The organism is Bradyrhizobium sp., from assembly GCF_004799405.1.
Classification (GTDB): Bacteria; Pseudomonadota; Alphaproteobacteria; order Rhizobiales; family Xanthobacteraceae; genus Bradyrhizobium.
In genome coordinates, this window is the sequence record NZ_SSMW01000041.1 from 45,930 (window position 1) to 69,473 (window position 23,544).

A 23,544-nucleotide genomic window follows, 5' to 3' on the forward strand; every position below is an offset into this window, starting at 1 on the left:
TGAACCGTTCTAAGCATTTTTTGGATGAAAAGTAAGGTTTTCGAATGTCTCGCCAGGAAGCAAAACGTAGTCACGACGGCGCTATTGCGCTCCGCCATGCCCGGCCTTGTGCGGACATCCACGTCTTTCTTGAAGTGTCGCACAAAAAACGTGGATGGCCGGGTCAAGCCCGGCCATGACGAAAGCTTTGCAATACCTCCACCTCTTGCGCTATCCGCCCACTGACGCTTCAATGGCGCAAAGGGGCATTCGTGAAATGATATCAAGACCCGTATTTCGCCGACCGACCATCCTCGCCGCCACACTCGCGTTGCTGGCCGCGATTGCGTTCACCGCCTCCCCGGCCCGCGCCGACCGCTGCGACGATCTTGCGGGGCAGCTCAAGAACCAGATCGACGGCCTCGGCGTCGGCAAGACCGCGGCCAACGTGATCTACCTGTCGCATCCGCTGGCCAAGCAAATCACGCTCGGCTGCGCCGGGCGCAACTACTCCAACCAGTTCTACGCCAAGGCCGACAGCCCCAAGCCGTCGCCGGCGTTTCTCGATCTGGTCGCCAGCGCCGCCGCCATCATCTTCACGCTGCCGAAAGACGACATGCTGAGGGGTGCGACCCGCTGCATCAAGCGGATGGGGCTGTTTCACGGCGACGATGTCGCGACGCGCTACCGCCGCCTCGACATGAATTGCACGCGCAACAAGACCGAAGCGACGATTTCGATCTCGCGCGGCACGGATGAGTGAGGGGCGGGTTCGGTGGGCGCCGGTTTAATCCGAGTACGCTGCAACATTCACCGCTCGTCGTCCTCCGCGAAAGCGGGGGACCCAGTTTTCCACCGCCGTCGCGACTCTTGACCGGCGGCGATTGCTGGAAATCCGCCTTCGCGGGTATGACCACCGTGGCGGTTTCGCGCGTTGCCGCTACCGATCCAGCTCCTTGTAATGGCGGAAGATGCCGTCTTCGTTGAAGGCGATGCGGCGGTCGCTTGAGAGATACGTCTTGATATTGGGCCTTGCCGCAACGCGGTTGTGCAGATCGACCAGGCCGGGGATCTCGCGCTCGAACGCCTTCATGTGCCTGGGAAAGGCGTAGCGCAGGCCGTCCACGATCTGGAATAGCGACAGGTCCACATAGGTCGCCTTGCGGCCGGTGACATAGGCGCCGCCACTGCCCTCCAGCAGCCGCTCGAAATAGCCGAGATATTTCGGCACCCGTTCTTTCCAGAATTCATCGCTGCGTTTTTTTGCAGGCGCGCGCTGCTCCTCGTAGTACAGCGACGGGCCGAGCGGATGATGGGTGTCGTGAATTTCCAGCACCAGATCGGCGATGGTGAGCTGCAACTGGTGCACCCACAGCCTTCCGGCTTCCGCCTTTGGGGCCAGCCCATGGCGGGAACCGAGATAGAGCAGGATGTTGGCGGTCTGCCCGATCACGAGCTTGCCGGCTTTGAGAAACGGCGGCGCGAAGGGCGGCGTGCCGCTGCGCGCCTCCACGATTTTCATCATCGCCGCCATGTCGCGCGCGCCGCGCGCGACATCGGCATAATCGACGCTGGAATCCTCAAGCGCGAGGCGGACATATTCGCCGCGGCCCTGAATGCCCGGCCAGTAATAGAGTTCGTATCGCATCGGTGGCCCTCGTCAAGCAGCGGCAGAGCGCCGCCGCGACGAAGCCATACTATCAGACACGCCGTCTGCGCGCCCTAGTTTACCGCGAAGCAATACAACCGGCCGGCGCCGCCGGTGCTGATGAGGTCCTTCTGACTGCAGCCGCCGTCCGGACCCCGCGACGTGTGCGCGGCATTCCAGGACTTGACCGTCGGATTGCTGGCGGGTCCGTTCAGGTCGGAATGACCGAGCATTGCGGCACCCTGCGTGCTGCTCGTCCAGTTCTTGCAGGTGCGATCCTCGGTTCCGGCAAACGCGGTGCCGTCAGGCTGCGAGCCGGTGAGGATATCGTGCGTGTTCGGCGTGTCGCCATAGCCATTCACCGGATCGCCCTTTTCGTCCAGCGCGGTGGCCTTGTTGATGTTGTTGGCGCTGTGCAGTTCGGTGACATCCTTGGCGATCACGACGCCTTTTGAATTCTGCCACGGCCCCTTGCCGATGCGGTCGCGCGCGTTGATCGCCGGCTGTCCGTCGGCGGCCTGAGTGGAGAGATAGGCGTGCCAGGTTTTGGCGCCGGCACCGGCCGCCTGCGCCAGCGTCTGGCACTGATTGTCGGCCCCCGCAAGACCGCCGAGATTGCCGCCATTGCCGATTCCCTTGCTGGTGACGAAGAAGCTGGTATCGGCCGACTGCGCCTGCGCCGGCTGCGCCGCGATCACGACGACAGAGATGGTGGCAATCAGGCCGAAACACATACGCGAGATGAAACCGGGCATCGCATCCTCCGACTTGTTTTCGATCGAGCGGCGCATGACGAGCGCCGGCACTATCCGACATCAACACGTCCCGGCGAACATTATTCCGGCCCCGGCAAACGCTTGCGCCAATGAAAAGGCGCCGCGGACCGAACCGCAGCGCCTTTTTATTGTCTCGGGTCGCGGAACCTTAGGTCTGCTGGATCGCCGAAAGCTCCCAGCCGGCGCCGCGCGGCCGCAGGAAGGTCCACACTTCCGTCACATCGTCGGGCTGATCGCCGCCCGCAACCACGCGGCCGGTGCCGCGGTCGAGGGTCTTGTCGATCAGCGAGTAACGCATCGCCACGCTGGCATAGTCGGCGTCGCCCTCGCGCCAGGCTTCCGCAAGGTCGCCTTGCAGCAGCTTGACGTCGGAAACCCTGTTGACGACGTTCTCGGCCTTGTTCTGTTCGAGATCGCGGACAAAATACGACACCATTTCAGGCGTGGCCAGGGTATGCAGTTTGGCGACATCCTCGTTCGACCACGCGGCCTGAATCTCGCCGAGCAGGCGTTCGAAGGCTTCATAGTCGGCTGGAACGATCTCGAGCGGCGCGCTGCCCGATCCCAGCCCGAAACCGGTTCCGGTGCTGAAGCTTGATGGCGCACCGGGACCTGCCGCCGCGCCCGCATAGGCCGGCTCGTGACGGCGCTGCCACCACGACATCGCCATCCGGACCACGATGACGATCAAGCCGATCTGCAGGATCAGCCCGAAGATCGAGGACAAGCCGCCGATCCCGCTGAACATTCCGCCGCCGAACAGCATGCCGAACAGGCCGGCGCCGAGGAACCCCGCGGCGAGACCGCGCAACATGCCGCCCGGCCGGTTGAAGAACCCGCCGCCGACCGTTGTCCCGGCATTGCCGGGCTGGGTCATGGTCCGGTTAAGCGGCTGCGCTGCGGACGGCGCGGTGGAGGTGCTCGGCGGCGCGGAGAACGTTCGCGCCCCCCGCGAGCCCGAACTGATGCCGCCGCCAACCCGCGCATCGGCCGGCGAGGCGGCCAGCATCACCGGCAATGCCAGCGATAAAACGATGGCGATAGCCTGAAAAATACCGCGGGCGGTTCGGGTGAATGACATGTTCAGGTTCCTCGTCCCCGGCACGGGGAAGCGCCCCTAACATGGGCAGCGCCGCCTGAAAGTGAAGCCATTATCATGGAGGGTAGCTGCGGCGCACCGTCGCGGGCGGGTATTTGCCGGTGCATCGCTTCGCGCCGCACCCGTCCTTGATCTAGGGCGACGTCATGGTTTCCTTGACCTTCGCGACCAGCGCACTGAGCGCGAAGGGTTTTGGCAGGAAATCGAACTTCTCGGTTTCCTTGAGGCTTTTGGCGAACGCATCCTCGGCATAGCCGGAGACGAAGATGATCTTGAGATCGGGATTGCGCGCGCGCATCGCCCGCAGCAGGGCCGGCCCGTCCATCTCCGGCATCACCACGTCGGAAACCACGAGATCGACGGCGCCGTTTTTCTGCTCCAGCGCCTCCATCGCCTCGATGCCGTTCGAGGCCTCGATTACGGTATAGCCGCGCGAGCGCAAGCCGCGCGCGTTGAGCGAGCGCAATCCTTCCTCGTCTTCCACCAGAAGGATGGTGCCCTGCCCGGTGAGATCGGCCCTCGGCTTCGCCTCGGGCAGCGCCTTGACCACGTCGTTCTCGGTAGGATGATGCCGGGGCAGAAAGATGTGGAACGAAGTGCCCTTGCCGGCCTCGGAGTCCACATAGATGAAGCCGCCGGTCTGCTTGACGATGCCGTAAACCGTCGACAGTCCAAGCCCGGTGCCCTTGCCGACTTCCTTGGTCGAGAAGAAGGGTTCGAAGATCTTGTCGATGATCTCCGGCGGAATTCCGGTGCCGGTGTCCGAGACCTCGATCTGGACGTAATCCGCCGGCGGCATGCCCTTGTAGGACAGCTTTGCGGCATCCTGCGCCGGAACGTTGGAAGTCCTGATGGTGAGCTTGCCGCCGTCCGGCATCGCGTCGCGGGCGTTGACGGCGAGATTGACGATCACCTGCTCGAACTGCGAGACGTCGGCCTTCACCTGCCAGAGATCGCGGCCGTGCACCTGGTCGAACTTCACTTTCTCGCCGATCAGGCGGCGCAACAGCATCGTCAGTTCGGACAGCGCGTCGCCGAGATCGAGCACCTGCGGCCGCAGGGTCTGCTTGCGCGAGAACGCCAGAAGCTGCCGCACCAGCGTCGCCGCGCGGGTCGCGTTCTGCTTGATCTGCATGATGTCCTGGAACGACGGATCGGTCGGCTTGTGCGCGTTGAGCAAAAAATCGTTCGCCATCATGATGGCGGAAAGCACATTGTTGAAATCATGGGCGATGCCGCCGGCGAGCAGCCCGACCATGTCCATCTTCTGCGACTGGTTGATCTGGTTCTCCAGCGTCCGCCGCTCGGTCGTCTCCAGCATGTAGACGATGGCGGCTTCCGTCTCGCGTTCGTCTTCCTCGACCGCGGTGACGAAGAACTGCCCCCAGCGCTCGCCGGGACCGTCGAGCATCAACTCGACCGGCGGGATATCGCCGTGCCGCTCCGCCGCCTGGTTGATGGACGCGATCAGGAGGTGGCGATCGCGCGGGCTGACGACCGCAAAGAACGACTTGTTGGCGGCGCCATCGGGGCTGACGCTCTGCGCCAGCTTGGCGAACCGCGCATTGGAGCGCACCACCGCGCCTGCGCGGTCCACCGTCGCAATCGCCATCGGGGTGTGGTCGAAGAAGCGCGTGAAACGGGATTCGGCGCGCTGCGGATCGAGGCGCTCGTCGCGCGCGCGGCTGATCACCAGCGTGCGCGACGCGCCGGGCACGCCGTCGGCTCCGAACGCCAGCTTGTGATAGAGGCGCGCCGGCATGGTCTTGCCGCCGCGCATGCGCAGATCGAGGTCGAACACCTCGGTTTTGACTTCACCGGGCACCGGCACGATCGAGGTCAAGAGCGACGCGCCGTCGCCGGACACGATGTCGGTCAGCTTCAGGCCGCCCGAACCGATCTCCGCAAGATCATGATCCAGCCAGTTCGCCAGCGTCGCGTTGACATAGACGAGGTCGCCTGAATTATTGACCGAGAAGAAGCCGCACGGCGCATGATCGAGATATTCGATCGCATGCTGCAACTCCTGAAACACATCCTCCTGCCGTTCGCGATCGCGGGTGATGTCGGCGATCGACCATACCGCGTACTTCGCCTGGCGCTTGCCCTGGCCGAGCGGCCGGACCCGCAACCGCAGCCAGCGGCCATGGGCGCCGTCGTGGCCCGCGATGCGGACCTCCTCCTGCTGCCGCTTGCCTTCGCGCGCCGCCTTGAGCAGCCGGAACACCGCCTCCGACACATCGGGGTTGCCGATGAAGACCCGCTCCACCGGGCGCGCGTCCTGCGCGGTCGCCGCCCCCGTGAGCGCAAGATAGGCCGCGTTGGAATAGACCACGTGACCGCGGGGGTCGGTGACCGCCAACCCGTCATAGGCGTGATCGGCAATGCGGCCCATCACCGGGTCGTCGGCGGTGCGATCGACGAAACGGATAATTCCCGCGGCATAGGCGAACAGGCTGAACAGGCCGACGGTCGCCAGCAGCGCCAGCAGCCCGACGATATAGGGCTGCGCCTGCGCGCGCCCGATGGTCGTCAGCGCCACCGCCACCGCGACCAGCCCGCCGGCCACCAGCAGCACCAGGACGATGCTGCCGCCCCGGCGCGCCGGCTCGTGGGCGGCGATCGGGTCTCGTGGCGGGTCGGTGTCAGTTTCGGCGGTCATACCGGGGACGCAGCCTGTCGGGATCCATGCGACGCACCTAGCGTGCGCCTGCTCCTGAGTGCCTGAATCGGACCCGCAAGCGCAAGTCCATCACGCCGCTATTCGGTGGGTTGCATTGATTTCCGGCAGATTTCCTTAAAAGCCCGTTCCAGGCCTCACAGCCGCCGGCCGGAAAGCCCGCGCCTGATACCCATGACGTAGCCGATGATTTCGGCGACCGCATGATAGTGTTCCACCGGGATCTCGTCGTCGATCTCCACGGTCGCGTACAACGCCCGCGCCAGCGGCACGTTCTCGACGATCGGGATATCGTGTACGCCGGCGACCTCCCTGATCTTGAGCGCGATCAGGTCGGTGCCCTTGGCGACGCAGACCGGCGCCGGCATGCCGCGCTCGTAGGACAGCGCCACCGCGTAGTGGGTCGGGTTGGTGATGATCACGGAAGCCTTGGGAACCGCGGCCATCATGCGCTTCTTCATGCGCGCCTGGCGCAACTGCCGGATCCGGCCCTTGACGTGCGGATCGCCTTCGGACTGCTTGAATTCTTCCTTCATTTCCTGCAGCGACATCTTCTGCCGCTCGTACCATTGCCGGTACTGGAAGAAATAATCCGCGATCGCGACCGCCGCGAGCATCACCACCACGGCGCCCATCAATTGCAGCGTCAGGCCGGTGGTGACGCCCAGAAGCTCCGCCGGGTCGAAATGCATCATCGAATCCAGACGATGGCGTTCCGGCCACAGGATCGCCGTCATCACCGCACCCAGCGCGATCAGCTTGAAAACGCCCTTGGCGAAGTTCGCCGCCGCCTGCTTGCCGAAAATCCGCTTGGCGCCGGCCGCCGGCGAGATCTTGCTGAGTTTCGGCTTGAGCGATTCGCCCGACCACACCAGCCGGTGCTGCACCATGTTGCCGGCGATCGCCGCCAGCGCCAGCATCAATAGCGGCACGCCCAGTGCGGCGATCAGCGCATATTCGAGGTTCCTGGCCAGCGCCATCAGGGCCGGGCCGTCGACGCGGAACATCCATGAGTTGGCGATCAGGTTGCGCAGCGGCAACTGAATTCCGCCGATCGATCCCGAAAATGTCGAGAGCACCAGCGTCGCGCCGGCGATCATGAACCAGGTATTGACCTCCTGGCTTTTCGCGACGTCGCCGCGATCCTGGGCGTCATCGAGACGTTTCTGGGTAGGGTCTTCTGTTTTATCCGCTGTGTCGTTCTCGTCGGCCATCGTGTGCGGACTTTCAGTTCAGCGGTATCAGGTCGTGCATGACGCTGGTGAAATAGTCGAGGAACGTGCCCATCATCGCCGCGATCACGAAGGCAAGAATCAGGAAGCCGGCGAGAATCGCCAGCGGCACGCCGACGAAATAGACCTGCATCTGCGGCATCAGCCGCGCCAGCACGCCAAGCCCGATGTTGAAGACGAGGCCGAACACCACAAACGGCGCCGCCAGTTGCAGGCCGATCCGGAACGCTGCGGCAAAGGCGCGGGTGGCAAGGGCGGCGATGTCGCCGCCCGACAGCGTCTCGCCCGGCGAAAAGATGTTGTAGCTGTCGCTCAGTGCCGCGATGACCAGATGGTGGGTGTCGGTCGCAAACAGCAGCGTTATCCCGAGCAAGGAGAGGAAATTGCCGATCAGAAGGCCCTGCTGGCCCTGGGTCGGATCGACGGCGGTGACGAAGCCGAGACCCATCTGCTGGGCGATCACCGAGCCCGCGACCTGCAGCGCCGCCAGCGTTACTCGCGCGGTGGCGCCGAGCACGATGCCGATCACGATCTCGTGGACCATCAGCACCAGCAGCGGCGTCATCGACGCCTGCAGGTCGACGTGATAGGCGGCACGGTGCAGCGGCAGGATGATCAGCGTCAGCAGCAGCGCGATCGCGAGCTTGATGCGGACCGGAATATTGGATTCACCCAGCCCCGGCAACAGCATCACCATGGCGCCGATGCGGGCGAACACCAGCATGAAGGTGGCGGCGAGCGCCGGCAGCAGTGAAATATCGATGCGCATGATTCACGCATAGTGCATCAACCGCCTATGATTCGCGACGATATCCGCATCATGTGAGCGCTCAACGCGTCCGCCATGAACGGCAGCGCGAGCAGCAGCGTGACGAAAATCGCCAGGATCTTCGGCACGAATATCAGCGTCTGTTCCTGGATTTGCGTCAGCGCCTGGAACAGCGACACCACGACACCGACGACGAGGCCGACGATCATCAGCGGCGAGGACACCACCACGATGGTCCAGATCGCATCGCGCGCCACGTCGAGGGTTTCAGCACCGGTCATATTTCGATATTCCTTTTTCTCCCTCATGGTGAGGAGCGCGCACTTGCGCGCGTCTCGAACCATCAGGCCAAAACCCCTCATCCTTCGAGACGCGGCCAAGAGGCCGCTCCTCAGGATGAGGATCAGATCGGCATCTTCATGATGTCTTCGTAGGCCTGGATCACCTTGTCGCGCACCGATACCAGCGTCGACACCTTGACGTCGGTCTCCGCCACCGCGGTCACCACATCCATGACGTTGGCCTTGCCTGACGCCAACGCGACAGTCTGGGCGTCGGATTTTCGCCCCCCGTCCATGACGTTTCCGATCGCCTCCTTGACCAGATCGCCGAACGAAGGCCCCGCTCCGGGGCCGATGCCGGCCTCGGAGGGTTTGCCGCCGCCGGTGTCCAGGATCCGGGCGAGATTGGCATAGGCGTTGGCAGCGACTGTGGGTGAAGCCATGATTTAAGGTTTCCCGTTCAGGACTTGAGGATGTCGAGCGTGCGCTGGACCATGCGGCGCGTGGCGCTGATGATGTTGAGGTTGGCCTCGTAGGATCGCTGCGCCTCGCGCATGTCGGTCATTTCGACCAGCGGATTGACGTTGGGATATTTGACGTTGCCGGATGGGTCCGCCGCCGGATTGCCGGGCTCGTGCTTGACGCGAAACGCCGATGCATCGGGCTTGATCTTGCCCATGGTCACGACCTGCGCATCCAGCGTGCGGTCGAGTTCGGAGGAAAAGGTCGGCACCTTGCGGCGATAGGGCTCGCCGCCGGCGGTCGACGCGGTGGAATCCGCATTGGCGATATTTTCCGAGATCACGCGCATCCGCCCCGCCTGCGCGCGCAGGCCCGAGGTCGCGATGCCCATCGATCGGGCGAAATCTGCAATGACTTGACGGTCTGCCATGTTGTCCCTTCCCCGGCGCTGATCCGGCCTCAGGCCTTGCCGATCGCGGTCTTCAGAAGATGCAGGCTCCTTGTGTAGAGCGAGGTGACCGCCGCGTAGTCCATCTGGTTGGCGGAAACCTTGAGCATCTCGTCTTCGAGACTGACGGCGTTGCCGGCGGGCCGGGTCTCGAAGCCGACCTTGCGGTCCTGATCGAAGGTCTGTCCGCCGCCGTCCAGCGCGGCGATATGGCCGGTGCTGGTGTGCATCATCGCCAGCGATCCCATCGATCCGACGGCACTGGCGCCGGTCGGATCGAATTTCGGTTCGACCAGGTCGCGCGGCTTGAAATTGGGCGTATCGGAATTGGCGACGTTTTCGGCCAGCACGCGCTGGCGCTCCTGGTGCCACTGCATCCTGGTGCGAAGCGCCGCCAGGCCCGGAAGGTCGTTGATGGACATCGGAACCGCCCCCTCGCCCCGCGCGCCATGCCACTGCGGAGGTAGGCAGAATTTGCCGTGTGTATGGTTAACAGCGGGTTAAGATGAGGGTGGTGGAGAGGCGGCATCCTGAGGTGAATTCGCCCGAGCGAAGATCGATCGAGCGCATTTTTGCCACGAATGCTGCGTTAACCAACCAAGCCGTTGAAATTGAGGGACGAGAAGTCGTTTTGGCCCAGCCGATTCGTGGGTTATTAAGGTGGCGTGGGGCGGCAATTGTTGCCGCGGGTAATTAAGAAACAGGATCGGACTCACGCTCCGTTCGACGTTCGGTGTATCGTTTTCTGCCAGCGCTCACCGATCCAGGACTTGAAGAAAAGCGCTATTTTCCGGGGACTGAAGTATGAGCACAATTTGGTTCATCGTCGTATTCATCGCCGTTCTGGCGCTGATCGCGCTGGCCGCCTGGCTGGTCAGGCGGTTCGCCGGCAACCGCCTCGCCAATACCAATCGCGGCCGGATGCCGAGGCTGGCGGTGATCGACGCCGCCGCCGTGGATGGCCGCAGGCGGCTGGTGCTGGTGCGGCGCGACAACATCGAACATCTGCTGATGATCGGCGGTCCGACCGATATCGTCGTGGAGCAGAATATCGTTCGCGCCATGCCCGGACGGGATCAGGCGCCGCCACGCCCGGTCGAGCCGCCCCGAACCGCAGCGCTGCCCGATTCCGGCAGTTGGACCGACGGCGACGGGTCGCGCTCCGACATGTTCGATCACGTCGAACCGGCGATGCCGGAGCCGCCGCCCTCGCGGCCGGTACGGCCTTCTTTCGTCGATGAAGTGCGACGCCCGGCGCCGGAGCGGCGCAGCGATCCCCTGGGAGGTTTCACGCCGGAGCCGCTTGGCGGTCGTCCGGAGCCCCGCCCCGAACTGCGCCCGGAGCCGATGCCGTCGCGCGTGACATCGCGCAACGAACAGGCGATGCCGCGGCCCCCGTCCCGGCCGAGCGAGGCGCCAAAAGCGCCTTCGATCCGTGCGCCGGAACGGCCCGCTGCGCCACCGGCCCCGGCGCTGTCGAGCGCGGACCAGAATCTCGCCGAGATGGCGCAACGGCTGGAGGCAGCCCTTCGCCGGCCGACCGGCGACGTCGGCGCGCCGCCGGTGGCGCCCGAACCGCCGCCGGGCCGCGCTGCACCGCGCAACGAGCCGCCGATGGCGCCGCCGATCGCTTCGCCGAAGGGCAGCTTTGAGAATCTCGAAGACGAGATGGCGTCGCTGCTGGGCCGTCCAAAGACCCCTTCGTGAGATCGGCGAAAGTCCCGCGTAGAGTTTTATTCCTTGCCATTCTGATAGCCGCCGGATCGCTGGCAGGTCCGGCGTTGGCGCAAGACATCAGCATCAATCTCGGCCAGGGCAATGGCGGCGTCACCGAGCGCGCGATCCAGTTGATCGCGCTGTTGACGGTGCTGTCGATCGCGCCCTCGATCCTGATCATGATGACGTCGTTCACAAGGATCGTCGTGGTGCTGTCGCTGCTGCGCACCGCCCTGGGCACCGCGACCGCGCCGCCGAACTCCGTCATCATTGCACTGGCGATGTTTCTGACCGCGTTCGTGATGGGCCCGGTGCTGCAGAAATCCTACGATGACGGCATCAAGCCCCTGGTCGCCAACCAGATCGGCGTCGAGGAGGCGCTGCAGCGGGCTTCGGTGCCGCTGCGCGGCTTCATGCAGAAGAACGTGCGCGAAAAGGACCTGAAGCTGTTCATGGATCTGTCGGGCGAGCCGCCGCCGGCGACACCGGAAGAAATGTCGCTGCGGATCCTGGTGCCGGCGTTCATGATCTCGGAGCTGAAACGCGCCTTCGAAATCGGCTTCCTGTTGTTCCTGCCGTTTCTCATCATCGACCTCGTGGTGGCTTCGGTGCTGATGTCGATGGGCATGATGATGCTGCCGCCGGTGGTGGTATCGTTGCCGTTCAAGCTGATCTTCTTCGTGCTGGTCGACGGCTGGTCGCTGGTGGCGGGCAGCCTGGTGCAGAGCTACGGCGGTTGAGGCCCGCCAAGCCTGCCGCTAGGGCGCCGGCCCAAGGCTCACGACCTGGATCTGCTGGTTGATTGCCGCCGTCGGATGGATGGCGTCCAGCAACTGCTCTTCGCCCAGACCGATCGCCTTGAGACGTTTTGGTGAAATCTTGAACGTGGTCACCAGCACGTCGCGGACCGAGTCCGCCCTTTTTTGGCTCAAGGCCAGATTGATATCGCGTCTGCCGGTCGCATCGGTATGACCTACGATCAGGAAGCTGTATGGCAGCAAGGTCGGATGGCTGAGCACGTCGGCGATACGCCCGAGCGTCCCATAGGATTGCGGCCTGACGATCGAAGTGTCCGGATCGAACTGAACGTCGACGGCAAATTGCGGCAGCTTTCGAAGCTGCGCGGCGACGGGCGGCCGCCTGAGCGGCGTCGCATCCGCTTTCGACTTGACCCGATCGAGCGCCTGCTGGCGCAGCGCGGCGACGTCCAGATCAGGCGCCGCCTCCAGCGCCGCGAGCTGATTGACCAGGTTCTCGTTGGCGGCAGCCGGCTGCGCGCGCGCCGGAGCCGCGGGCGCGGCGAGTTCGATCAGGGCGACCGCCAGCAGGCCGATGTCGCGCAGGCTCCTGCCCGGCCGCATCATCGATACCCCGCATCGTTGATGGCCTGGTTGCATCTGGCGCTGACGCCACGCGTCGCCGTCACCAGGCATCCGATGACCTTGCCGTCGCCCTTTGGAAGGCCCGTGCACAATTTGGAAACCTCGCGTTCGCACATCTTGGGGACGGCAGCGTGCGCGGCGGCACGCTTCTGGATCGCATCGAAGGCCCCGATATAGTCGGTCTTGCATTGGGCCGACATGCTGTCCTGATTGCGATAAAGGCAGTCCTTGAGGCGGTTCGCGTCGAGATTGACGCCACGGCAATTGGCATCGATATCCGCGCCGCAGCTCTTGCCGAGTATTGCGGTTGCGTCTTCGAAACTCATCGTCTCTGCCGACACCAGCGACGGCGCGGCGAGCAAAACAACCAGCAGAAGCGGTCTCACTGCGATCATGGTTTCATCTCATACGATGAAGTCGTCGATAGTATTGCCGCGTGGTTTCAGCTCACATCAAACTGCTTGCCGAGATGGTCGCCGATCTGAACGATCATCGCGACCGCTTCAGGATAGCCGGGTTTGGCGACCGTCGCCTCGTCTGCCGCGGTGCGGAATTCCCAGGAGTCTCCGCCACGCAGGACGGAAATGACGATACCGTCCGGCGCCTCGGGGACATGGACTTTCAGCTGCGCTCTGGCCATCGCAATGAGTTCGGCCTCGGTCTTGGCAGGTTTGCTCATGGTGACGGCTTCCTCCGGATGGTCGGTTGCCGGTCAGGTTGCCGCGTCAATCCGGCTCTGTCGAGAGGGATCAAGGATGTAGAACCGGCTACCTTGCAGCGTTAACCCGCTTCAGCCCGACGATCTCGGGCAATGAGCCGGTCGGAACCGGGTCGGCCTTGATTTCCGGCGGCAGTGTCGTCCTCGCGGTCGCGTCGGGGAATCGCGTCTTCATTTCCCGCAAGAATCCTTCCAGCGTGTCGACACTGGCCGCCATCCTGGCGATCTCGGCGAATTCGGCGCTGTTGCTGGCGGTCGGCCGGCTTGCGGTTTCAAACGCGGCGCGATCGGCCTCCCCGCTCATCAACGGCGCGTACTTTTCGCGGAACCGCGCCAGGCCGATGGCGTCCTCGGCCAGCGCGTAGCCGACCACCGCGCGGATCACGTCGCCTTTCTCCACCAAATTGAGCGGTTTGAAATCGCGCCAGCGATCGGCGTAGTACAATTCGATCTGTTCGGAGGATTCACGCCAGCGCCGCGACGCCCAATAGACGTCGGAGCGCAGCCGCACCGCTTCGCGGCCGGTGATGTTCGAGATGATGTCGAGCGCGAGATCGTGGCGGCCGATGTCGCATTGCGCGCGGGCTTCCAGCAACAATCGTTGCTGGCGCAATTCGCCCGACAGATCGGCGATGCGCGTGGTGCGAAGGGCTCCGATGGCGCGATCGGGCTTGCGGTTGGTCAGGTAGACCATCGCCAGGCGCGCAGCTACTTGCGCGCGCGCAGCACCTTCCAGCCGGTGATCGACCTGATACTGCAGCAGTTCGCTAGCCTGATCGAGCAGATCGACCGCGACCAGCCGGTCAGCCAGGCGGCGGATCATTTCGTCGCCGCGCCGGCCGATCGGCGTCAATTCGCGGTATTCGTAAAACAACCCGAGCGCATCGACCGGCGGCAGGTCGTCGCCTTTCGGACCGAGAAAGAGTTGCGCGAACAACGCCGCCGCGTCGTCCTGCGCCTGCCGGGACGCTTCCGCGTTGGGCTGCAGCCTGGTCGCGGTCCGCGCCGCGGCGAGCGATTCGCCATAGCGGCCGGTATCGGCATAGATGCGCGACATCATTTGCAGCGCCCGCACCTCGAGCCCGTCGCCGCGCCACGTCACCGCAAGCGTCTCTAGTCCGCGCAAGGCGTCGGCCTGGCTGATCTCGTCGCGTTTCTGCCGCAGCACGATCTCGAGCAGGCTGGCTTCGGCGGCGGCCGCCCGGTCCGGAGAGTCCGCCGCGATCCTGTACTGGTCCAGCGCGTCCTTGTCGTGCCCGAGCGCTTCGGCGAGCCGGCCGCGCAACACCGAGATCGCAGGCATCATCTCGGGTGACACGCCGACGACTTCGAGGTCGCTGCCCCGCTTGGCCGCGCCGGAATAGTCCTTGACCTCGAGCGAGGCACGCATCGCCTCCGCTATCACGATGCGCTGCAGATCGATCGGCAGCGAGGTAATGGCGAACTCGACGTTCTTGAATTTCTCCAGCGCCTCCACCCATTTGCGCTGGCGCGCGCAGGCCAGCGCCTTCCATAGCTGCGAGTCGTAATTGGTTCCGATCGCCGGGTTGGCGAGGTCTTTCAGCCCCTGCTCGGGCCGGCCCATCAAGGTGCTCGCGACCGAATGCACGATCAGGGCGACGGGATCCTCCGTGCCCGGCCGGGCGTCCGCAAGCGCCAGATCGAGGATGGCCTTGGCTTCCGGATACATCCCGCGCGACATATAGAACCGCGCCAGGTCGATCCGCGCCGGCGTGCGCTGATCGGACTCGGCCATGCTTGTCGCCGCCGCCAGCGCGTCCCCCCGGGCGGCAAAGCCTTCCTCCTGGTTTTTGCGCCACTCGGCGACGTCGAAAATCGGCCGGGCGGCGATCGGCGCGCGTTCGGCTCCAACCTCGGCCGATGACAGCGTCAGGCCGCCGGGCCTGCCGAGGATGACCTTGTCGGATGCGATCTCGGCGGTGACATCGTCGGAATTCGGATGAACCGCCACGCCGTGGACCGATTCCAGCAGCGACATCTCGACAAAATCCTGCCGCTTGATGAAGCCGCGAACCGGCAGCGGCGCCGTCACCACCAGAAGCGTATCGCCGGCATCGGGATCGACCAGCCGATGCAGCAGGCCGGGCCGGGCCAGCGGAACGGTGACGTTCGCAAGCAGGGGATCGCTGATGTTTCGGGTCGCCACCAATGGCTGCGTCGGGGTCTGCATCGTATCGGCAAAGCTGAGCGTCCAGCTCGCACCGGTCTGATCGTCGCCCGCCAGCGCGGGCATCTGGGGCCGGTTGAGGCGGATACGGACGGCCTGGCCCCTGTACAGCGGCAACAGGCTGACATCGCCGATGATGGATCCGCCGGCGCGGCGGATCGGGTCGAGATCGAGCGGTCTGGTCGAATCGAACACCAGCCACACGGCGTCGGCGCGGCGAAACAACGCCGCCGGCGTAGCGGCGGCAAAGGAAAACGTCAGGCTCAGGCCGTCGTCGCTTCGCCTGGCGGCAACCGTGCCGGGGACGGCGGCGGGTCCGGCTTTAGGCGGCGGTCCGGACCCGGCCAAAGTCGTTTTTGACGAAAGCTCCGTCACCGGCGCCGGCGTTTGCTTGGGCGCAGGCGGCGGGATCGACGCTTCCGGTGCGAGCGGCGTTTGGGGTGCTGACCCCGGCTTGATTTGGATGTTGGCTTCCTTGGCAAACGTCTCCGACGTCAGCGGCGCGATCTCGGCCAACGGCCGCGACGGTGCGGGGTCAGTTGCGGGCCGCTCGAGCGCCGGAGCCGGCGAGGCGTCCGCTGCGGGCGACGGCAGTGGCTTTTCCGATTGCTGGAAGGCGACATCGACGATGTAGTTCTTATCTTCGCGGAACGAGTGCACGTCGACATCGCCGATCAGCGCCATTTCCACCGCGGACGATTCGCCTTCGTTCTTCTGGTTGATCGATGCAATGTTGGATGGCGCAGCGAGCTTGGCATCCGCCAGGTCGAAATTGAGCAAGCTATTGAACGACAGCGTGAGTTTCTGGTCGTTCAACACCGACGAGACCCCGACGCCGTCAGGCATTTCAAACACGAACCGAACGAAAGTGGGCTGCACCGATGCCCGCACCCGGATCGGCGGGCGCTTCTTGGCTTCCTCCGCGGCGCGCTGCAGCCGCAAGGCGCGCTCGGCCAGGCGCGCGCGCTCGGATAGTTCACGGATCACCTCGGCCGGCAGGCCCGGCGCCATGCCGCTCCAGGAGTCGGGCAACAGATCGACGAATATCCGTTCGCCGGCCACCATGGTGTTGATCTTGACCCGGCGCGCCAATGACAGCCGGATCGCGGTGCCGTCCGGATCGCGCCGTGCCGAAGCGACATAGTCGGGCACGGCGTCGGAAAGTTTCTCGACCGGAATATCAACCGGGCGCTTGAACCGGATCACGATGATGGAGCCGGCCGCGGTCACTTCGGAGTCGACATCCTCGGCGAGCTTGAGCACCAGCCGGGCGTAACCGTTGGCCGCCGAAAACGTCGCCTCGCCCTTGACCGGATCGACCTGGCAGAGGCCTTGCGACAGCGAGCCGATCAGAACGAGGCCGGCCGCAGGCAACCACAATCCGCCGCGGCAGCGCCGGACCGTCCGCGCGCAGGCACGGACTAGCGAGCAGAATCCAGCGGCGGCCATCATTCCCAAGGGGTCTTTCAGTTCAAAGATCCGGGCGGCGGGACGCCCTCAGCCCCCGCGCATTTGAATCTAGAATTGCCGATTTAAGGACCTGTTAATTATCCGGAGCTCAATTGGGCTTTTGCGGCAGCATCTTGCCTTCGATCTTGGGCAGGTCGTCGGTGGACGCGGATTTGTCGGTCCCGGCGCGGCGCGCCATTTCGGTGGTGAGCTTCTCGGCGACCTCGGGCGACATCAGGCCCAAAATATCGGACATCTTGCGCGGCGCGATCTGCGAAGCGATCTCGAACAGCACCGGCATCTCGAGCCGGTCGAACACCTTGGCGGCGTCCTTCGGCTTCATGCCCTCATACATGGTGATGATGCCCTTGAAGCGGGCGGCTTCGGCATCGTTTTTCTGGGTGGTCGCGGCGGTGACCCGGGCTTCGATCGCCTTCATTTCCTCGACCCGGGCCTCGACCCGCTTTTCGGCGGCCTTGAGCAGGTTCTCGCGAATGTCGATTTCGCGCGCGCGCGCTTCCAGTTCCTGCCGCCGCGCCTGCAGCCGCTCGAGGATCGCGCGCTCGGACGGAGACACGCTCGGGCCCTGCTCGGGATACACCACGACGCCGTCGGGCTTTGCCACTTCGGGCGCGGCGACCACCGGTTTGGCGGCCTCCTCCTTGGGCGTCTCGTGAACCGAGCCCGTGACGTCCGCCGGGTCGGCTTTGCCTCCGCCCGGAAAATTGAAGGCTTCCTGCGCCCATGACCGCCGGGTCTTCTGCGGCTGATAGTCGAACACATATCCGCCGTCGATCACGAGGCCCGCGACCTTCAGCACCGCGAGGCCGAAGATCGCGATCAGGACGACCGGCAGGACGCGAATGTCACGGAAGGACTTCATGCGGCGAGGCCATCGGGCCTTCTACGGTCGGAGAACGCCTGGGCTGCGGCCGCAATGGCGCTGGCCGCCGATACCTTGGGCGCGGTCTGCTGCGCCTCGGCCGAAGGCCGCGCCGCGATTGCGATCTTCGACAGCCGCCGCAACACGTTGTCGCCTTCCAGCAGCTGCTTCTTCAACTGCAGCGACATCTGGCTTGCCGACGTAAGCTGATCGCCGAGGTTCTCGTTGACGTCGCGAACGGCGTGCTTGAGGCCGCCGATGGCGCGTTCGGCGATTTCGGTCGCCGTGATCAGTTCGGCGATCGTCGCCTTGAGCGAGTGCTCGTCCGCCTTCAGGCGCTGCAGCCGGCTGTTCAGCAGCATGCAGTAGCCGATGGTGAGCACCAGCAGCACCGCCACCAGACTTTCGATCGCTATTCCGAATGAGTGACTCATTGGGCCTCCATCAGCTTGGTTTGTTCATCGGCCTTCTCGAACATCGCGAAGGTGGTATTCGGCTTGCGCAGTTGCTTGGTGACGCGAATGGCGACGCGGTCGCCGACGCGACCCATCCGCCCCTCGGTCAGGGTGACGTTGCCGCAGCGCACCGCGACCAGCGCGTCGGCGTTGATCTCGAGCGGCAGGGTGTCGCCGACCTTCAGCTTCATCAACTGCTTGAGCGGGATATCGGCCTCATAGAGCACGGCATCGACCGAGATCTGCGCCTGCGCCACCTCGGTGGCAAAGTGGCCTTCCCAGATCGGGTCGCGGCCGAATTTCTCGCCCATGAACATCTGCAGCAGCACGCTGCGGATCGGCTCGATGGTCGCATAGGGCAGCAGCAGTTCGATATTGCCGCCGCGGTCTTCCATGTCGATGCGCAGTCGCACCAGGATGGCAGCGTTGGCCGGCCGGCTGATGGCGGCGAAGCGCGGATTGGTCTCTAACCGGTCGATGGTGAAGGTCACCGGCGACAGCGGCCGGAAGGCCTGCTCGGCGTCGGCCAGCACCACTTCGACCAGCCGCTTGACGAGGTTGGTTTCGATGGTGGTATAGGGACGGCCTTCGATGCGCAGCGAAGTCTGGCCGCGGCGGCCGCCGAGCAGAACGTCGATCATCGAATAGATCAGGCTCGAATCCACCGTCGCGAGGCCGAAGTTTTCCCATTCCTCGGCCTTGAACACGCTGAGCACCGCCGGCAGCGGGATCGAATTCATGTAGTCGCCGAACCGCACCGAGGTGATGCGGTCGAGCGACACTTCGACGTTGTCGGAGGTGAAGTTGCGCAACGACGTCGTCATCAGCCGCACCAGCCGGTCGAAAACGATTTCGAGCATCGGCAGGCGTTCGTAGGACACCATCGCCGAATCGATGATGGCGCGAATGCCGGAGTGATCGTCGAGGTTGACGTCGCCGACGGAAAACCCGAGCAGGTTGTCGATTTCCTCCTGCGACAGCACCCGCTCGCCGCCGTTCTTGCCGCCGCCGAAGTCGCGGCTGCCGTCCTCGACCATCGCGGCCCATTGCAGCGCCATGTTGCCCGACAGTTCGTTGGCCGCGGCCGCTTGCGCTGCGGCCTGCGGATCCTCCGAATCCAGCGACGCTTCCCACTGTGCCGCGATGGCGTCCTGATCGACCTGATCGGCCATGATGCTAAACCCGTTTCGTCACTGGACGACGATTTCCTTGAACAGCACCGCGCTGACCTGCGTCGGCGAGACCGCGGCGTTGACCCGCCGGGTCAATTCTTCCTTGAGGCGAAACAGCCCGGCTGAGCCGTTGAGGTCGGCCGGCCGCAATTCGCGGAGGTAGGTTTGGAAAATGTCGGTGATGCGCGGCATCGTCGGCTTGATCGCCTCTACCTGCTTGTCTTCCTTGACCTCGAGCACGAGCTTGACCTTGAGATATTGCACGCGCTCGCCGGGCGAGCCGACCAGGTTGACGAGCAGGTCCGGCACCTCGACGAAAACAGGCGGTTTCGGCGCCGGCGCCTCGGCGTGCATCTCCTCGCCGTGATGCCGAAAGAAGAAGAACCAGGTCGCGCCGCCGCCGACGATGGCGAGCACCGCCGCCGCCATGATGATCAGCTTGAGTTTGCTTTTGGGAGCCGCGGCAACCGGCGCTTCCGTGCCGTCTGCCTCTTCCTTGTCTGCCATCGCCCGCCCGATCCGGTTTGGGAACGAACGCGATTGCCGCCGGGCAGGCCCATAACGCGATACAAATGCCGCCAGCGCATACGCGCTCTCTTGCGCCAGACGCTAAGGGTGCAATGGTTAATGGAACCTTTCTTTTACCCTTCAACTAGGAAAAAGTTGCCGGGCAAACATGGTCAACAAGACCTTTCTGCCGCCCCTGTACGGCCCCGCCTGAACATCTAACCCCTTCAAAAATCACTACTTCCCGGATTGGCACGGCTTTCGCTCTGCCGCTCTGCGGACGGCAGGCTTGGGAGAGCCTTTCGGTTCGCAGCATCCGCAACCGGCCTGGGAGGGCAGATGGCGGATCATTCAGGGGAGAACCACCGATGGAGAATGCGCTTCTCATCGGACTTTCGCGGCAAGTGACGCTGGAACGGCAACTCGATGTCGTCGCCAACAACATCGCGAACGTCAACACGTCAGGCTACAAGGCCGACAGCTCGCTGTTTGAGGAATTCCTCAAATCCGGCGCGCACGAAGACAATTTCATCGGCAGCGACCGCAGCGTCAGTTACGTGCAGGACCGCGCCACCTTCCGCGATTTTTCGCAAGGCGGCCTCGAGGAAACCAAGAACCCGCTCGATCTGGCGATCGACGGCGGCGGCTTCCTGGTGGTGCAGACCGCCGGCGGCGAACGCTACACCCGCGACGGCGGCTTGCAGCTCAACAATACCGGGCAATTGGTGACCGCCGCAGGCAACCCGGTACTCGGCGCCAGCGGACCGATCGTGTTCCAGCCGACCGACCATGACATCAACGTCTCTCCCGACGGCACCATCACCGTGCAGGAGGGCACCAGCAGGACCGACTCGATCCGCGGCAAGCTGCGGCTGGTCAGTTTTGCCGATGCGCAGAAACTGCTGAAGGAGGGCTCGAACCTCTATTCCTCCGGCGAAGGGCCCCCGCAGCCCGATATCGCTTCGCAACTGCGCCAGGGCTTCATCGAGAAATCCAATGTCAACGGGGTGGCCGAGATGAGCCGCATGATCGAGGTGACGCGCACCTACACGCAGATCTCGACCTTGCTGCAGCAGCAGAGCGATCTGCACAAAACCGCCATCGCGGCCCTCGCCGACGTTCCGGCCTAAGACCATTTCAGGAGACGACCGATGCAAGCTCTTCATACCGCGGCGACCGGAATGGCGGCCCAGGAACTCAACGTTCAGGTGATCTCCAACAACATCGCCAACCTGCGCACCACCGGCTACAAGAAGCAGACCGCGGAATTCCAGGATCTGATCTACGAGCACATCCGCCGGGTCGGCGCGCAGTCGTCGGACCAGGGCACCATCCTGCCGGTCGGCATCGATATCGGCGGCGGCGTCAAGACCGTCGGCACGCCGCGCTCGATGACGCAAGGCACGCTGTCGCAGACCGGCAACGATCTTGATCTGGCCATCGGCGGCGAAGGGTTTTTCAAGATCCTGATGCCGGACGGCACCTATCAATATACCCGCGACGGCACCTTCCAGATGGACGCGACGGGGCGCATCGTCACCGCGCAGGGCAATCCGGTGCAGCCGACCATCACCGTCCCGCAGAATGCATCGGGCCTGACCGTCAACGCCCAGGGCCAGGTCTCGGTGACGCTGCCGGGATCGACGGCGACCTCCACGATCATCGGCCAGATCGGTCTGACGCGATTCATCAACAAGGCCGGGCTGCAGCCGGTCGGCAGCAACCTGTTCACCGACACGCCGTCATCCGGCGCGCCGCAGGACGGCCTCGCCAACGCCGAAGGCTACGGCGCGATCACGCAAGGCAGCCTCGAACAGGCCAACGTCGACGTGGTGTCGGAAATGTCCGACCTGATCGCGGCACAGCGCGCCTACGAGATGAACGCCAAGGTAGTCAGCGCCGCCGACCAGATGATGCAATCCACCTCCGCGCTGTTCCGCTGACGGGAGCCGATGATGACCATCCGTTCGCTTCTCCTCGCAACCGCCCTGTTCGCCTTCAGCGGCGGCTCCGCAGTGGCCCAGACCCAGAACCAAACTTCTGCGCAGGTCCGCGACGAACTTGCCCCGGTGCAGGTGCTGCGCGCCAGCGTCACCGTCACCAGCAACGTGGTACGGATCGGCGATGTCATCGACAATGCCGGCAGCTCGGCGCAGATCGCGATCTATCGCGCGCCGGACCTCGGCACCACCGGCACATTGCCGGTCGGCCAACTGCTGGCCGCCTTGCAGGCGCACCAGGTGATCGGCGTCGACACCAGGGACATCAAAGCCGTGACCGTGACCCGGTTGTCGCGCTCGCTGGAGGCGACGGAGATCCAGCTTCAGGTCGCGCGCGCGCTGGAACACCGCAGCGGCCTTGGCGATGCCGCCAACCTGAGCCTGACCTTCGATCGCGAGGTGCAGGATCTGCAGCTCGAAGCCTCCAACACCGGCGCGATGCAGCCGGTCTCGGTGCGCTATGAGCCGCGCAACGGCCGCTTCGATGTCAGTTTCGAGGTGGGCAACGACGACAACGCCGCGCCGACCAGGCTGCGTTTCACCGGCACCGCGATCGAGACCGTCGAGGCCGCGGTGCTGACGCGCGATGTCGAACGCAACGAAGTCCTCAAAGCCTCCGATCTCGTGACCGAGCGCCGGCCGAAGGCTGCTGTGGGCACCGATGTCGCGGCGCGCGATCGCGCCGTCGGCATGCAGATGCGGAAGCAGGTTCGGGCCGGCCAGACGATCAGGGTTGCCGATCTCGCCAGGCCCGACCTCGTGCAGCGCGACCAGAACGTCACCCTGATCTACGAATCCGCCGGCCTTTACCTCACCATCCGCGGCAAGGCGATCGAGAACGGCGCGGAAGGCGACGTGGTCAACGTGCTCAACCTGCAATCCAAGCGCACGGTGTCCGGCGTCGTCATCGGCCGCGAGCAGGTCGCGATTTCAGTGGCAGCGCCTCGCCTGCTCGCGAGCCCCGAACCATCCACCACGCTTGGTGCGGCCGAGCCCGCCGCACCGGTGTCGGTCGCCACCAGCACTAACCCATCAGTCGCTCCAAAAGCCGAGTAACCTTCATGTTGACTTCCAGTATCAACCGCATCGCCCTTGCCGGCAGCCTGCTGACCATCGTCAGCATCGCCGGCGGCTGTTCCTCGTTCGACCGGCTGTCCCAGATCGGCGAGAAGCCGAAGCTGACCAGCATGGACGATCCGACGGCGGCGCCCGGCTACAAGCCGGTGCAGATGCCGATGCCGAAACCGGAAGCGGTGTCCTACAACGCCAATTCGCTGTGGCGAAACGGCTCGCGCTCGTTCTTCAAGGACCAGCGCGCGCACCAGATCGGCGATCTCCTGACCGTCACCGTCAACATCACCGACCAGGCCAATTTCGCCAACGAGACCCAGCGCAGCCGCACCGCGACGGAAGATTCAGGCATCACCGCCTTCCTCGGCAGCGCCCTGTTGACCGGAAACGCCGCCAAAGTTCTGCCCGGGCGGCTGTTGACCGCGGACGGCACCTCGGCCAGCGACGGCAAGGGAACGATCCAGCGGCAGGAAAGCCTGCAGACCAATATCGCCGCCGTGGTCACGCAGACGCTGCCGAACGGCAATCTAGTGGTCGAAGGCAAGCAGGAGGTGCGCGTCAATTTCGAAATGCGCGAGCTGATCGTCGCCGGCATCGTGCGGCCGGAGGACATCCAGAGCGACAACACC

At 64.5% G+C, this 23,544-nt stretch carries 25 protein-coding genes; 7 read left to right on the plus strand and 18 right to left on the minus strand.

Translation table 11 applies throughout. From position 1 onward, the window contains the following. Positions 1 to 256 precede the first annotated feature (256 nt). A complete protein-coding gene (locus E7813_RS07335; RefSeq protein ID WP_291572330.1) occupies positions 257 to 742 on the plus strand; it encodes a hypothetical protein in 486 nt (161 codons plus the stop codon). Between the two features lie 177 nt (positions 743 to 919). On the opposite strand, the gene E7813_RS07340 is transcribed toward E7813_RS07335, so the two are convergent. The 10 genes from E7813_RS07340 to flgB all read right to left on the minus strand — a co-directional run bounded on the left by E7813_RS07340 (position 920) and on the right by flgB (position 9,796). After that, the gene (locus tag E7813_RS07340; RefSeq protein WP_291572332.1) at positions 920 to 1,627 is read right to left on the minus strand and encodes a glutathione S-transferase; all 708 of its coding nucleotides are present in this window, start codon (positions 1,625 to 1,627) and stop codon (positions 920 to 922) included. A gap of 74 nt (positions 1,628 to 1,701) precedes the next feature. Further along, positions 1,702 to 2,361, minus strand: a complete 660-nt coding sequence (locus E7813_RS07345) for a lectin (protein WP_291572381.1) — start codon at positions 2,359 to 2,361, stop codon at positions 1,702 to 1,704. Between the two features lie 190 nt (positions 2,362 to 2,551). Further along, complete coding sequence (locus tag E7813_RS07350) at positions 2,552 to 3,484, minus strand: TIM44-like domain-containing protein (RefSeq protein ID WP_291572334.1); 933 nt, start codon at positions 3,482 to 3,484, stop codon at positions 2,552 to 2,554. A 151-nt stretch (positions 3,485 to 3,635) separates the two neighbouring features. Continuing rightward, positions 3,636 to 6,164: a cell cycle histidine kinase CckA gene (gene cckA / locus E7813_RS07355; protein WP_291572337.1), complete on the minus strand. Its 2,529-nt coding sequence runs from the start codon at positions 6,162 to 6,164 to the stop codon at positions 3,636 to 3,638. Positions 6,165 to 6,319: 155 nt separating this feature from the next. Then, positions 6,320 to 7,396, minus strand: coding sequence for a flagellar biosynthesis protein FlhB (flhB, locus tag E7813_RS07360; protein ID WP_291572339.1), 1,077 nt, complete (start codon positions 7,394 to 7,396; stop codon positions 6,320 to 6,322). A gap of 13 nt (positions 7,397 to 7,409) precedes the next feature. Further along, a complete protein-coding gene (gene fliR / locus E7813_RS07365) occupies positions 7,410 to 8,183 on the minus strand; it encodes a flagellar biosynthetic protein FliR (protein ID WP_291572341.1) in 774 nt (257 codons plus the stop codon). Between the two features lie 17 nt (positions 8,184 to 8,200). Next, entirely contained in the window at positions 8,201 to 8,464 is a 264-nt protein-coding gene (gene fliQ, locus E7813_RS07370; RefSeq protein ID WP_291572343.1) for a flagellar biosynthesis protein FliQ, read from the minus strand. Positions 8,465 to 8,586: 122 nt separating this feature from the next. Beyond that, positions 8,587 to 8,907: a flagellar hook-basal body complex protein FliE gene (gene fliE, locus E7813_RS07375; RefSeq protein WP_291572345.1), complete on the minus strand. Its 321-nt coding sequence runs from the start codon at positions 8,905 to 8,907 to the stop codon at positions 8,587 to 8,589. 17 nt (positions 8,908 to 8,924) lie between these two features. After that, positions 8,925 to 9,356, minus strand: a complete 432-nt coding sequence (gene flgC, locus E7813_RS07380; RefSeq protein ID WP_291572347.1) for a flagellar basal body rod protein FlgC — start codon at positions 9,354 to 9,356, stop codon at positions 8,925 to 8,927. 29 nt (positions 9,357 to 9,385) lie between these two features. Beyond that, a complete protein-coding gene (gene flgB / locus E7813_RS07385) occupies positions 9,386 to 9,796 on the minus strand; it encodes a flagellar basal body rod protein FlgB (protein WP_291572349.1) in 411 nt (136 codons plus the stop codon). Positions 9,797 to 10,178: 382 nt separating this feature from the next. On the opposite strand from flgB, the gene E7813_RS07390 reads away from it, so the two are divergent. Both E7813_RS07390 and fliP read left to right on the plus strand, forming a co-directional pair. Continuing rightward, a complete protein-coding gene (locus E7813_RS07390; protein ID WP_291572351.1) occupies positions 10,179 to 11,081 on the plus strand; it encodes a flagellar biosynthetic protein FliO in 903 nt (300 codons plus the stop codon). Further along, positions 11,078 to 11,830, plus strand: coding sequence for a flagellar type III secretion system pore protein FliP (fliP, locus tag E7813_RS07395; protein WP_291572353.1), 753 nt, complete (start codon positions 11,078 to 11,080; stop codon positions 11,828 to 11,830). The genes E7813_RS07390 and fliP overlap by 4 nt, the downstream gene beginning before the upstream one ends. An 18-nt stretch (positions 11,831 to 11,848) precedes the next feature. On the opposite strand, the gene E7813_RS07400 is transcribed toward fliP, so the two are convergent. The 8 genes from E7813_RS07400 to fliL all read right to left on the minus strand — a co-directional run bounded on the left by E7813_RS07400 (position 11,849) and on the right by fliL (position 19,844). Then, a complete protein-coding gene (locus E7813_RS07400; RefSeq protein WP_291572355.1) occupies positions 11,849 to 12,454 on the minus strand; it encodes an OmpA family protein in 606 nt (201 codons plus the stop codon). Beyond that, positions 12,451 to 12,867 carry a hypothetical protein gene (locus tag E7813_RS07405; RefSeq protein ID WP_291572357.1) on the minus strand — a complete coding sequence of 139 codons (417 nt, stop codon included), beginning with the start codon at positions 12,865 to 12,867 and terminating at the stop codon, positions 12,451 to 12,453. The genes E7813_RS07400 and E7813_RS07405 overlap by 4 nt, the downstream gene beginning before the upstream one ends. 47 nt (positions 12,868 to 12,914) lie before the next feature. Beyond that, the gene (locus E7813_RS07410; protein ID WP_291572359.1) at positions 12,915 to 13,151 is read right to left on the minus strand and encodes a hypothetical protein; all 237 of its coding nucleotides are present in this window, start codon (positions 13,149 to 13,151) and stop codon (positions 12,915 to 12,917) included. 88 nt (positions 13,152 to 13,239) lie between these two features. After that, positions 13,240 to 16,830 carry a tetratricopeptide repeat protein gene (locus tag E7813_RS07415; protein WP_291572361.1) on the minus strand — a complete coding sequence of 1,197 codons (3,591 nt, stop codon included), beginning with the start codon at positions 16,828 to 16,830 and terminating at the stop codon, positions 13,240 to 13,242. Between the two features lie 106 nt (positions 16,831 to 16,936). Continuing rightward, positions 16,937 to 17,710 carry a flagellar protein FlbB gene (locus E7813_RS07420; protein WP_291572362.1) on the minus strand — a complete coding sequence of 258 codons (774 nt, stop codon included), beginning with the start codon at positions 17,708 to 17,710 and terminating at the stop codon, positions 16,937 to 16,939. Next, complete coding sequence (locus E7813_RS07425) at positions 17,707 to 18,144, minus strand: DUF6468 domain-containing protein (protein WP_291572364.1); 438 nt, start codon at positions 18,142 to 18,144, stop codon at positions 17,707 to 17,709. Before E7813_RS07425 ends, E7813_RS07420 begins: the two co-directional genes overlap by 4 nt. Continuing rightward, complete coding sequence (fliM, locus tag E7813_RS07430) at positions 18,141 to 19,337, minus strand: flagellar motor switch protein FliM (RefSeq protein ID WP_291572366.1); 1,197 nt, start codon at positions 19,335 to 19,337, stop codon at positions 18,141 to 18,143. The genes E7813_RS07425 and fliM overlap by 4 nt, the downstream gene beginning before the upstream one ends. Positions 19,338 to 19,355: 18 nt before the next feature. Next, positions 19,356 to 19,844 carry a flagellar basal body-associated protein FliL gene (fliL, locus tag E7813_RS07435; RefSeq protein ID WP_291572367.1) on the minus strand — a complete coding sequence of 163 codons (489 nt, stop codon included), beginning with the start codon at positions 19,842 to 19,844 and terminating at the stop codon, positions 19,356 to 19,358. 368 nt (positions 19,845 to 20,212) lie between these two features. Here fliL and flgF point away from each other — a divergent pair, with 368 nt between their 5' ends. The 4 genes from flgF to flgH form a co-directional block, all read left to right on the plus strand. Then, positions 20,213 to 20,974 carry a flagellar basal-body rod protein FlgF gene (gene flgF, locus E7813_RS07440; RefSeq protein ID WP_291572369.1) on the plus strand — a complete coding sequence of 254 codons (762 nt, stop codon included), beginning with the start codon at positions 20,213 to 20,215 and terminating at the stop codon, positions 20,972 to 20,974. A 21-nt stretch (positions 20,975 to 20,995) separates the two neighbouring features. Further along, a complete protein-coding gene (gene flgG, locus E7813_RS07445; protein WP_291572370.1) occupies positions 20,996 to 21,787 on the plus strand; it encodes a flagellar basal-body rod protein FlgG in 792 nt (263 codons plus the stop codon). A 9-nt stretch (positions 21,788 to 21,796) separates the two neighbouring features. Beyond that, positions 21,797 to 22,900 (plus strand): flagellar basal body P-ring formation chaperone FlgA, encoded by a 1,104-nt coding sequence (gene flgA / locus E7813_RS07450; RefSeq protein ID WP_291572371.1) that lies wholly within the window; start codon positions 21,797 to 21,799, stop codon positions 22,898 to 22,900. Between the two features lie 5 nt (positions 22,901 to 22,905). Beyond that, a partial coding sequence (gene flgH / locus E7813_RS07455; protein ID WP_291572373.1) for a flagellar basal body L-ring protein FlgH occupies positions 22,906 to 23,544 on the plus strand: 639 nt, incomplete at its 3' end.